Genomic DNA, 11258 nt, shown 5'->3' on the forward strand with positions numbered 1-11258 from the left:
AAGCCTTAAATCTTTGAAGAATAAAAAACAGTACGTATTAAATGCTTTAATTACAAAATATACAAATGCTAGGGTTGAGGGTAAGAATAATACTATTAAAGTACTCAAAAGAGTATCCTTCGGATTTAGAAGTTTTAAAAATTTAAGATTAAGAGTATTGCTAAGGGAAAAAATACAAGTAATTTAAAAACAGCATCTATACAGGTAAACTGTATTAGATGCTGCCTTTAAAAATTAAATATTGACTTCATCAACGTTATTTGACAAAGAGCCTAAAAAATGCTATTATGGTAGGTGTAGTATGCTTACTGTAATAGCTTATTTTTAGCAATCAATTACTATAAGCAAATTATAAATAAGTTAATACTTTATATTTTGAAAATATACCATTAAAATATAAATAAGGAAAATAAATGTTAAATAATATATGAACTTAGAATAAATGAAATAAAATAGACAAGTGCATAATATATTAAAATGAAGTCAAGAAATCAAATTATAAAAGGAGGAAATCAAATGATAAGATTTAATAATGATTATAATCAAGGGGTACATCCAGAAATTTTGGATGCTTTTGTAAAGACAAACACAGAAAGCTATGGGGGCTATGGGCTTGATGAATGGTGTGAAAAGGGTGCAGCTGCAATTAAGCAGTATTTAGGTGGTAAAAATGCAGATATTCATTTCTTGATTGGGGGGACTCAGGTTAATTATACAGTTATTACAGCAGCTCTACGTTCTTTCCAAGGAGTAATAAGTGCTGATACGGGTCACATAAATAATCATGAAACAGGTGCAGTTGAAAATACGGGGCATAAAATTCATGCTAGAAAAGGTGTTGATGGAAAGCTTACTGCCTCAGAAATTAGAGAAGAAGCAGAGATTTACCGTACAAGTGGGGCAAAGGAACATATTACACAGCCTAAAATGGTGTTTTTATCTTTCCCCTCTGAATATGGCACAATATACTCTAAAGCAGAACTTATAGAAATACATAATGTATGTAAGGAATATGGTTTATATTTATTTATTGATGGTGCAAGAATGGGTTATGGACTTGGATCTAGTGTAAATGATGTAACTCTTGCTGATCTTGCTGAACTATCTGATGTATTTTACATAGGTGGAACAAAATGCGGTGCAATGTTTGGAGAAGCTGTAGTTATTATAAATGATGATTTAAAGGATAATTTTAGAAGCTATATGAAACAAAACGGTGCAATGTTAGCTAAAGGATGGTTACTTGGGCTACAATTCTATACATTATTTAAAGATGGATTATACTTTGAAATTACAAAATATGCTGATGAATTAGCAATGAAATTAAAAACGGCTTTTGAAGAAAAACAGATTCCATTTTATATAGAAAGTTTTACAAACCAACAATTTGTTATTCTTACAGATAATCAAATGAACAAGCTATCTGAAAAATATGCATTTGAATATCAGGGAAAGATTGATGAAAATCACCATATGGTTAGATTCTGTACGAGTTGGAGTACAAGAAAAGAAGATGTTGAGGCTCTTGTTAAGGATATTTCCATATTATAAATAACAAGTTAATTGTCACAATTTTTTAATTCAGTTGTTACTATAGGTACAAAAGTTAATTAACTTATACTACATGTAAACAATCAAATTAAAAAACTATTTTAATAGGAGAGAAAAGTTGAACCTTTTAAATAGTAGAGAGGTGGCTTAAATGAAAATTAATAGAACTGATGCAAAAATGATTATTTATTTTCTTGTTGTAAGTATATTCTTGGTGATTTTAAGAATATTCAGTTTTCAAAATTACATTCCTCAAAATATTAGATACTATGTTAGCTTTGTAGTAGTTCTAGTAGGAATGCTAATTTCATGGTTAGAAAAACGTGATCAAAAACCAGTTTTTTATTCATGGGCAAATAATTGGAATGGCATAGCATTCGCTAATAGTGGAATGGTTTTTGCAATTGCGATATTTATTTTATGTGATAATCTTGTTTCAGGGTTTGTATGGATAATGATATTATCTATCCTTCAACTTGTTTTTCGCAATATAATTGATAATTTACAAAAAAAATAAAGTAATAAGTAAGAAAGTTTTTTTATTTAAGTAAAAGTAATTAGATGAGTAAATACCGACTAGAAAATAGTCGGTATTTATTTTGAATGCTTGTTTGAAAATAGGGATATTATTGCAGAGATAACTAATAAAAAAGAACAAATAAATAATTGAACTTAGAATAATTAATAAGCATTTATATGTTGAAATTTCAATGATGTAAAACACATTTTACATAGAAAAACAGGTATTATCAAGCAAATTTGATAGATAAATTAACTATTGAAATGTAAGCTTTAGTTACAGGAGGGATGTTTATGCAAATAGGAAAACAAATAAAAAAATTTAGGGCTGAAAATGGACTTTCTCAAGAAAGGTTAGCAGAGAGAGTATATGTATCTCGCCAAACTATTTCAAATTGGGAAAATGACAAAAATTATCCTGATGTAAAAAGCCTTTTATTATTAAGTTATATTTTTGATGTCTCTCTTGATATACTAATTAAAGGAGACATAGAAGAGATGAAAAATAAAATTAATGATGGAGAAGTTAAAAAGTTTGAACAGGATAGCACTATATTTACGATATTACTTTTAAGCTGTATTGTACTGCCGATTCCACTTGTTAGTTTTTTAGGAAAGCTCGGACTGTGGATTTATGTGTTAATAGGTATTGTAGCACTTTATTATGGGATGCGTGTTGAAAAATATAAAAAGAACTTTGATATTCAAACCTATAAAGAAATTGTGGCATTCTCTGAAGGTAAGGGTCTGAGTATGGCTGAGAAGAATCAAGAAATTGGAAAGAGAAAGTATCAACACTTTATGTTAGCGATAGGTTCAGGTGTTGTGACATTAATTATTGCAGTTATTATGGCTAAATTATTAGGCAAATAGAGATTAAGCAAAATTTACTTACTAGATTATCCAAGTTATTATAGTATAGATGTTAAGGTCATAGGTGTTGGAAATAACAAAATAAATTAAAGCTTTCAAAATACTGGGGTGAAGGTACTACATCATATTCTGATAGAATGAGAATTCAGTTAGGAGAATCTTCATTACATGAAGATTCTAACCCTCATTATGGAAATGGGAAAGGTGCTACAATATGTTAAGAGAGTATAGCTTTAATTTTGATGATAACGAATCTAAAGAATTAACAAGACCTTTTAAATATCTAAAAATACTAAACCCGTTGGAAACAGCGGGTAAATTCGCCTTAACGTATGTATTTTGAATTTTCCTGACACTACCCATTTTAGCAATGTCATTGTTATGAGTAATCATAACGAGTGTTTGATTAAACTATTTGATAATTACATTTAAAAGATCAATTACCTCTTCAGTAGATTTTGAATCTAGATTTCCAGTAGGTTTATCTGCAAATATTAAAGATGGTTTGTTAACTAAAACTCGAGCAAATGAAACTCTTTGTTGTTGTCCTTCAGAAAGCTCATTTGGAAATTTATTTGATTTTTTATTACAAGTTTTTTAACGAGATCATTTATGTATTTTTCATCCATAATGCTATTCCGGAAATAGTCTGATTGTATTTTGTCATCTATTATTATTTTTTTTATCATCATAAATACTATGTATATCTATATAAGTGTCTATAACAGCAATATTTACATTGTGCATATTAGTAGCTCCTCAAAAGAATACTTTTATTTATTAAATTTAAATATTAGAATATACACATTAATCTTCATTCATTGAATCTATAAAATTCATATCTTTTGTTTTTTTGTATGCGAATAAAGACGATATTATACAAATTAAAATTGATAGTATTACAAATATAATAATATATTTATAAGGAAGGTCATACCATTTACCTGTATATTCAAATCCTTTTGCTATAGACCTTGCTTGCAAATGGTTTGTCCATCTAATATTATCCAAAAGTATCATTATAATTCCAATAATAGATCCTAATAAAGAATAAAATAATCCTTCTTTTATAATTATACTTCTTAAAACTCTCTTAGGCATACCAATAGACCTCATTATAGAATAGTCTTTTTTTCTTATTATCACATTTGCGACAATAATAAAGAAAATATTTACCATAGTCAAAAGTCCTAATATATATGATGTGCTCAATTTTTTAAGTTTCATTTGCCAAGATATTGCATTCATTTCTTTAAGTACTTTATCAAAGGTATCGTAATCAAAATATCTTTTACTTTCCATCATTTTAATAACTTTATTTATTGAATCATTTTTGTTTTCACTATTAAAACTAACTTTTATAGAAGTAAAAGTATTTAGATTTGCAATATTTTCATAATCTTCTAAACTCATAATCATATCTGGTACAAGACGTTCTGAATCATTTAAATCTAGCCAAGATTTTGAGAAAAATCCAGCTACTTTAACTTTTTGTTTTTTATAAATAACATTGTTGTTTTTATCTAACCCCTTAATATTTACTTCTATGATATCACCTTCATTTATATCACTTATAAAATTATTAACGTTAGCGTCTCTATAGTCGTAGTATTTATTAAACAAAATAACTTCAGGAATATCGCTATTATTTTCTTTAATTGGATTACCTTGTTCCAAAAGATTTTCTTCTTTTATCATTTTATATAAGCTTTCTTTATCTAAAGCTACTAAATTCATTCTAAAATCACTTATTTTCGAATCTTTTGATATCATATTCTGTTGTTTGTACTCTTCTGATATCCTAGACTTATCAATATCCAAGTAGCAATTATCAGTATTCGATATTTTAATATCATCAACTTCAGTAATTTTTTTTATATTATTAACATCATGCATTGTATATCCATCAATTAGAGTTGATATATCGCCATTGTGTTTAAGTTCTATATCATAACCGTCTAAATTTTGTAATTCAGGACTTGTATATATTTTATCAGCATCTGTTGAAATATAATTACACATATATAAATATCCTGAAATTCCAATAACTACGCTACTTAACACTACAGGAATAAAGTTTAGAAATATATTATTAATAGCTAAACTACTTGTAAGAGATTTAGTTTTTCTAGTAAAAATTCTATTAAGTGCCTTATTTAGCTTGCTATTTGTTGTCACATAATTGCAATATAACTGTATTGGAGATGCTTTTACTAACCTAAATATTGGTATCAAAGTTGATATAAGTATTGTTATTGTCATAACTATAATAGGTCTCATATAATCAATAGATCTATAAATAATAGGTGCATTACGTGGATCTATAGAAGCTGAAGTTAATACAAAATTTCTAGTAGCTATGTATGCAAGTATATGGCCTAAAATTAATCCAGATACTATTCCACATATAAATATGACAAGGTTTTTCAATATAAGGAAAAGAGTAGTCTGTTTCTTTGACATACCAACAACTCTTAAAAGTCCTAACTCTTTAGTAATTTCTCTAATCATTAGAACAAATATATTAAATATTAACAATGCAGATGCTATTATTGTTATCTTATCAAAAATATCAAATTGTGAAGATAAACTATAACTTTCTTCCATAACTCTTTCAAAAGCTTCATTTAAAAGTATATAATCAGAACTTGAGTCTAAAGAATAACTTACCATGTTTACTTCTCTTGCAACGTTACTGAATCCTGTTTTCAAGTTTATGTATCCATTGTATGTAATTGCTTCATCAGGAATATCATCTAATTTACTAGCCAATATATTATTAACCCCACCGTATGTTTTCATTACATCTGGAGAGGTATAAATACCTACTATTTTAAAATCTTGTTTATCATTATGTACTGTTCTAATATTATTATTTCCAACATATTCCTTTTGAATATTTAATATAATATTATCATTTAGATTTAGCTTTGTATCCTTTATAAAATCACTAGAAACTATCATTTCGCTTTTGGCACTTGGATACGTACCATCTAATAAATTTAATCTATAAGAATCGAAATAATCTTTATCAAAAGATTCTATTGGATTTGTACTTAAATTTTTATAGCTTGCTTCACCATAATAATTTACAATCTTATAACTTTTCACATTATCTAAATCTTTCAAATCTCTTAATTTACTTTTTTCAAGATTAACTATCTCTGCTTGAAATACAGGAAAATTTTTATATATAACATCATTAACATACTTAGCCTGACTATTTTTTGAAACAGAGTTTGCAAATAAAACTCCCACTGTCAACATAACCGGCAATATCATTAAGATCATTTTAACTTTATTTTTCTTTATATACCCTACAAAAACGTTTATCATAATTATTCCAAGACCCCTCTCATAATGCTAAAAAGTAAGAAGACTATTCTTATTTAGGAATTAAAAAACAGGAAATATGCACACTATATTTCCTGTTTTTAAAACTAATATGCTATGCTTGCATTTGCAGGATGTCCTTTTCTACAATCATACATACAATCATAACTTCTAAGTGCCCCATATTTGTTGTAATTAATTTTACATGAATCATACTCATGTCTAACATTTATACTTAAATCCTTTAATTCTATTTTTTGCTTATTATTATCTTCATAACAATATTTACAACTTAAATTACATTTTGAAGTAACCACTAAGTTAAAATTCATAATATCCACTAGTCTTTTCATTATAAATAATATATTTCATATTTAGATCAATTGTATAAATATTTAAGTTATTTAACTAAACCAGTTCAATAACCTAAATATTAGTTTTCAATCACTTATAAAAATATCATAACAAATACATTTCCGTCATATTTTTAGTGCTTTTGTAACTGTTTGTATTATTTTCTTGTAAATAATTGTATAAAAATAATATATTTAGCTATAAATATGCTTTTTCTAAGTCTCCACTGATTTTTCCATGACTAATTAATTATACAAATAGGGTACACTCTATTGATATAATTAATTAAAAATAAAAATTTAGAGAATACACTATGAGTATAATGATAAGAGGTAGAGAATTATTAACTGAAGAACAAAGAAATAATTTTATGAAATCTCCTGATGATGAGTGGAATATAGGTTAATATTATACATTACCTAAGTATTATTTAGAAATTATAAAAAAGCACAAAAAATAATAAAATCAACTTGGATTTGTAATATAATTAAGATCATTACATTATACAGGATGGGCATATATTCTAAATAAAAACATACCTGAAACTATAATAAAATATATTGCTAATAAAACGGGTACAGTCACTAGAGCTCTTAAATATTATTTCTTAAGGTAAGGTACTTATAGAGAATATATTAAGGAAATTCGAGATAAGTAATGAGTATTAGAGAAAGCAAACCATTAGCTATAATTATGATAGATATAGATAATTTTAAACTATTTAACGATACATATGGGCATTTAGAAGGTGATAAATGTTTAAAAAGTGTTGCCGAAAAAATCCGTATAAAAACAGAAAGTTTAGGAATTGAAAATAGAAAAGCAGGTTCGGTAGTAACGGTTAGCTTAGGTGTATTAGCGACAATTCCTAGTGATGGTATGTGCCTAGATAATCTAATCAATGCAGCAGATAGAGCGTTATACCAAGGCAAGGAAGAAGGACGAAATAAGGTTGTAAGACTTAGTTCCTTACAAAATAATTCTCAAATAGATTAAGTGTTGTTAAATTTAATTAAGTCGGTCAGGTAAAAATTATTACTGACCGACTTTTATATTGTATAAAAACTTATCTGATATAGATTTTTAAAACTAGACACTTAAACTCTCAAAAGAATATAGAAAAAAAGGGTTTGTTTTAATTTTTAATAAATTGGTATTTTTGTTTTATACTGACAATCTGTGTCATAAATAGTATCTATAATTAAGATAAAGCTTTCGGAAAAACTTTAAAGGTCAATAGACAAGACTATATAAATATAAGTAACCGAAAGTCAAAATTATTAAGTAAATACTATATAAAAAGCAAATTAAAAGGAGGAGAAAATATGAATATTTTTGATGCAGGGGGATTAATAAGTTAATCAATTTGTTAGCTACTAAAGGCTTATTGCTAAATAAAAGAATTTATTTTATCAACTAGTAATAACTATAATTAGGGTGAATTCTGTGGGATATAATTGTTAAGGGCAGGGGGATTAAGTGAATTACAATAATATGAGTAAAGAAAAGCTTATTGAGATTTTAATACAGAAGGATAATATGTTAGAAAAATTAAGAGCAGAGAATGAAGAATTGAATTATTGGGCTAATATAGATGCAATGACAGGTGTATTAAATAAAAAATCGGGTTTAGAAGTTTTAGAAAGAGAGTTTGAATTATCAAACAATAGTATGGATAATTTAGTTATTTGTTTTATTGATGTAGATGGACTAAAAATTGTAAATGATACTTTTGGTCATAAAGAGGGAGATAAACTTTTAATAAATATAACTAAAATTCTAAAAGAAAGTATTAGAAAAACTGATTTTGTGATTAGGATGGGTGGAGATGAGTTTTTAGTAGTGTTTCCTCAGATGACAATAAAAGAAGTAAATAATGTATTAGAAAGAGTTCTGGTACTATTAGATGAAATTAATAATGCCAATGAAAAGTACAATTTGAGTATTAGTTATGGATTTTATCAATATGAAAGAGAAACAAAAAAAGAGTTAACCATTAACGAGTTAATAAAAAGGGCAGATGCAGAAATGTACAAGATGAAAAGAGAAAAAAGGAGGAATTATACGAAAAATGTAGAAAAATATAAATGTTAAAAAATATATAGGTGATATTATCTAAGGAGTAAAATTTTTGATATGGAAAGATTCAAGGCAGAGGCATTGTTATATATTTATAATAAGTTAATTGAGGGAAAAATAGTTAGAAAGCAGGAAGTGTTAGATAAATTTGTTATTAATGAAAGAACATTTTACAGGTATATACAGGACATTAAAAAGTTTATTGGAAGGCCTGATGGAGAATTAATAGGAGAAGAAGTATTATCTGATAGATCAAAGGGAGGCTATATTCTCAAAGGAAAGCATGAGAGAAACTTCAATGAAAAGGAAGTTTTAGCTATTGCTAAAGTTCTTCTGGAGAGTAGAGGTTTTGTAAGGACAGAACTAAAAGACATGATAGACAAACTTCTTGAAAGTTGTATAAGTGAAGACAAGGAGAATATTAAAAGAATTATTGGGAATGAGATGATTAACTATGTTCCGCCGCAACATAATAAAGAGCTTTTAGATAAGCTTTGGCAAATAAGTAATGCTATAAAAGAACAGAAAATATTGAGCATTGGGTATTTTAAGGTTGGTACTGATGGAAAGCTACAAGAAGAGGTTTCTAAAAGAAGTATTTATCCATTAGGACTGTTGTTTTCGGAGTATTATTTTTATCTCATAGCTTTTATTGAGGGTAAGAGCTATGAGTATCCTGCTATTTATAGAGTTGATAGAATTAAAGATTTAATTGCTACAGATAAAAGGTACAAGGTAGATTATAGTAAAAGATTTCAGGACGGGGAGTTTAGAAAACTAATTCAATTTATGCAAACAGGAGAACTAGAAAGAGTAAAATTTAGATTTACAGGAAGATCTATCGAGGCAGTTTTAGATAGGTTACCTAATGCTAAGGTAATAAAGGAAAAACAGGGGGAATACATAGTAGAGGCTAAATTATTCGGTAAGGGTATAAAAATGTGGCTTTTGAGTCAAGGGGACTCCGTAGAGGTTATAGATTCTAGTAAATTTAGAGAAGAAATGATAGAAATTATTGGGAGAATGAGAAAATTATATACAGTGGATGATAAATAAGATGAAGAAATAGATAGAAATTTTATTTATGTAATAGTAATAGTTCTGGAGATATAGTGTTTAAGAAATTTAACTTTATTTTCTGGAAATAATCTTAAAACTAGATAAATAGATTAAAGACTATAGTAGTTTTAAGTTTTATTAATATGTAATGGATAGAGATATAACCAAAGAATAATGAAAATCATGGCTTACTATGAGAATGAGTAAGCTTTTTATACTTTAGATGTGTAGAAATACATTTTTATTAAATGAATTTATTGATAATTAAAAAAGAAGTCGAAAAGGTTAAAAAGCTTAATTCACAAGATACCTAGAATTGGTCTGAATTAAAACAATTTTCGGCTGGTATAAAGGAGCGATGTAAGGTTATGTTTGATAACACCCCTATTACTACAACAGGTCATGAACTGCAAAAGAATACTGTTGGTGAGATTAAGTCACATAATGCAGTGATCACTCTTGTTGAATACGATTCGAGTTGGCCTGAATTGTTTGATAAGGAATTGAACAGGATTTATTCAGTACTAGGCAGTAAAGCATTGCAGATAGAACATGTGGGATCAACCTCGGTGCCTGGCCTTTGTGCTAAACCAATAATTGATATAGTATTGGTTGTTAATGATTCTTCTGATGAGTTATCCTATGCACCAGATCTGGAGTTATCTGGATATACACTGAGAATCCGCGAGCCAGAGTGGTTTGAGCATCGTATGTTTAAAGGACCTGATACAGATATCAATTTGCATGTGTTTAGTTCAGGTACCTCAGAGATTGATAGAATGCTAAGATTCCGTGATTGGTTGAGGATTAATTGTATTGATCGCGATAAATATGCACAAGTAAAGCGAAACTTGGCAAAAAATAGATGGAGACATGTTCAGCATTACGCTAATGCTAAAACATCAATAGTACAGGAAATCATGGAAAGAGCGAATACTAATAACACTTATAAGGATTAGATTATCATATTTAAAAGAATACTTATGTAATTTAAGACCGATACCGCATATTTGAAATACTATTTATTTGTGTTAGGAGTTTATATTAAAAGAACTGATATAGAAAAAATTTTTATATAAGTATATCTTTATTATACGTTAAGTTTCATGTTAAACGACTTTGATTCTATTTTCTAGAATTATATAATAAATACGACTATACTGTGCACAGCTTGTTGGATCTATGTCAATATTTTAGACACAAATAATTGAATTTTTAACTTGCTCTAGCTATTTTTTCGCACTGTTCTGGTGATATGAAACCAATACTTCCATGAATTCTTTTTCTATTGTACCAACCTTCTATATATTCAAATAACCTTAGTTTTGCAGACTCAAAATCAAAATACTTAACCCTATAAACTTCTTCTTTCTTTAAAATGGCATGAAAAGATTCTATACAGGCATTGTCATAAGGACACCCCTTTTTACTAAAAGACTGAATTATTTTATTTTTTAATGTATAGTTGCTGAACTCAGAACTAGTGTATT

13 protein-coding genes and 1 pseudogene are annotated in these 11258 nt (G+C 27.4%); 10 read left to right on the forward strand and 4 right to left on the reverse strand.

The window, feature by feature from the left end; all coding sequences use genetic code 11:
- From BUB34_RS12075 to BUB34_RS13820, 6 genes are all read left to right on the forward strand, one after another.
- Positions 1-187: transposase (locus BUB34_RS12075; RefSeq protein WP_143153390.1), on the forward strand; the 187-nt coding region annotated here is incomplete at its 5' end.
- A 329-nt stretch (positions 188-516) separates the two neighbouring features.
- On the forward strand, positions 517-1551 hold the full coding sequence (locus tag BUB34_RS12080) for a threonine aldolase family protein (protein WP_073127641.1): 1035 nt from the start codon (positions 517-519) through the stop codon (positions 1549-1551).
- Between the two features lie 151 nt (positions 1552-1702).
- Positions 1703-2068: a hypothetical protein gene (locus tag BUB34_RS12085; RefSeq protein ID WP_073127643.1), complete on the forward strand. Its 366-nt coding sequence runs from the start codon at positions 1703-1705 to the stop codon at positions 2066-2068.
- Between the two features lie 296 nt (positions 2069-2364).
- Positions 2365-2943: a helix-turn-helix domain-containing protein gene (locus BUB34_RS12090; RefSeq protein WP_073127645.1), complete on the forward strand. Its 579-nt coding sequence runs from the start codon at positions 2365-2367 to the stop codon at positions 2941-2943.
- A 137-nt stretch (positions 2944-3080) separates the two neighbouring features.
- Positions 3081-3164 carry a hypothetical protein gene (locus BUB34_RS14050; protein ID WP_425547715.1) on the forward strand — a complete coding sequence of 28 codons (84 nt, stop codon included), beginning with the start codon at positions 3081-3083 and terminating at the stop codon, positions 3162-3164.
- Complete coding sequence (locus BUB34_RS13820; RefSeq protein ID WP_278276716.1) at positions 3158-3286, forward strand: hypothetical protein; 129 nt, start codon at positions 3158-3160, stop codon at positions 3284-3286. The genes BUB34_RS14050 and BUB34_RS13820 overlap by 7 nt, the downstream gene beginning before the upstream one ends.
- Positions 3287-3357: 71 nt before the next feature.
- Here the strand turns inward: BUB34_RS13820 and BUB34_RS13970 are convergent.
- From BUB34_RS13970 to BUB34_RS12110, 3 genes and pseudogenes are all read right to left on the reverse strand, one after another.
- Positions 3358-3572 (reverse strand): annotated as a pseudogene (locus BUB34_RS13970) (ATP-binding cassette domain-containing protein); the annotation flags it as partial.
- A 178-nt stretch (positions 3573-3750) separates the two neighbouring features.
- Positions 3751-6279, reverse strand: a complete 2529-nt coding sequence (locus tag BUB34_RS12105) for an ABC transporter permease (protein WP_073127647.1) — start codon at positions 6277-6279, stop codon at positions 3751-3753.
- A 104-nt stretch (positions 6280-6383) separates the two neighbouring features.
- The gene (locus BUB34_RS12110) at positions 6384-6608 is read right to left on the reverse strand and encodes a hypothetical protein (RefSeq protein WP_073127650.1); all 225 of its coding nucleotides are present in this window, start codon (positions 6606-6608) and stop codon (positions 6384-6386) included.
- Positions 6609-7287: 679 nt separating this feature from the next.
- On the opposite strand from BUB34_RS12110, the gene BUB34_RS12115 reads away from it, so the two are divergent.
- The 4 genes from BUB34_RS12115 (at position 7288) to BUB34_RS12130 (ending at position 10727) form a co-directional block, all read left to right on the forward strand.
- Complete coding sequence (locus BUB34_RS12115) at positions 7288-7626, forward strand: GGDEF domain-containing protein (RefSeq protein ID WP_073127652.1); 339 nt, start codon at positions 7288-7290, stop codon at positions 7624-7626.
- Positions 7627-8109: 483 nt separating this feature from the next.
- Positions 8110-8724 carry a GGDEF domain-containing protein gene (locus BUB34_RS12120; protein WP_073127653.1) on the forward strand — a complete coding sequence of 205 codons (615 nt, stop codon included), beginning with the start codon at positions 8110-8112 and terminating at the stop codon, positions 8722-8724.
- 42 nt (positions 8725-8766) lie between these two features.
- Positions 8767-9765, forward strand: coding sequence for a helix-turn-helix transcriptional regulator (locus BUB34_RS12125; RefSeq protein WP_073127655.1), 999 nt, complete (start codon positions 8767-8769; stop codon positions 9763-9765).
- 371 nt (positions 9766-10136) lie between these two features.
- Positions 10137-10727, forward strand: a complete 591-nt coding sequence (locus tag BUB34_RS12130; protein ID WP_073127657.1) for a GrpB family protein — start codon at positions 10137-10139, stop codon at positions 10725-10727.
- A gap of 256 nt (positions 10728-10983) precedes the next feature.
- Here the strand turns inward: BUB34_RS12130 and BUB34_RS12135 are convergent.
- Positions 10984-11258 (reverse strand): IS3 family transposase (locus BUB34_RS12135; RefSeq protein WP_143153386.1); only part of this gene is annotated, 275 nt, incomplete at its 5' end.

The sequence above is a fragment of the Asaccharospora irregularis DSM 2635 genome (genome assembly GCF_900129815.1).
Classification (GTDB): domain Bacteria; phylum Bacillota; class Clostridia; order Peptostreptococcales; family Peptostreptococcaceae; genus Asaccharospora; species Asaccharospora irregularis.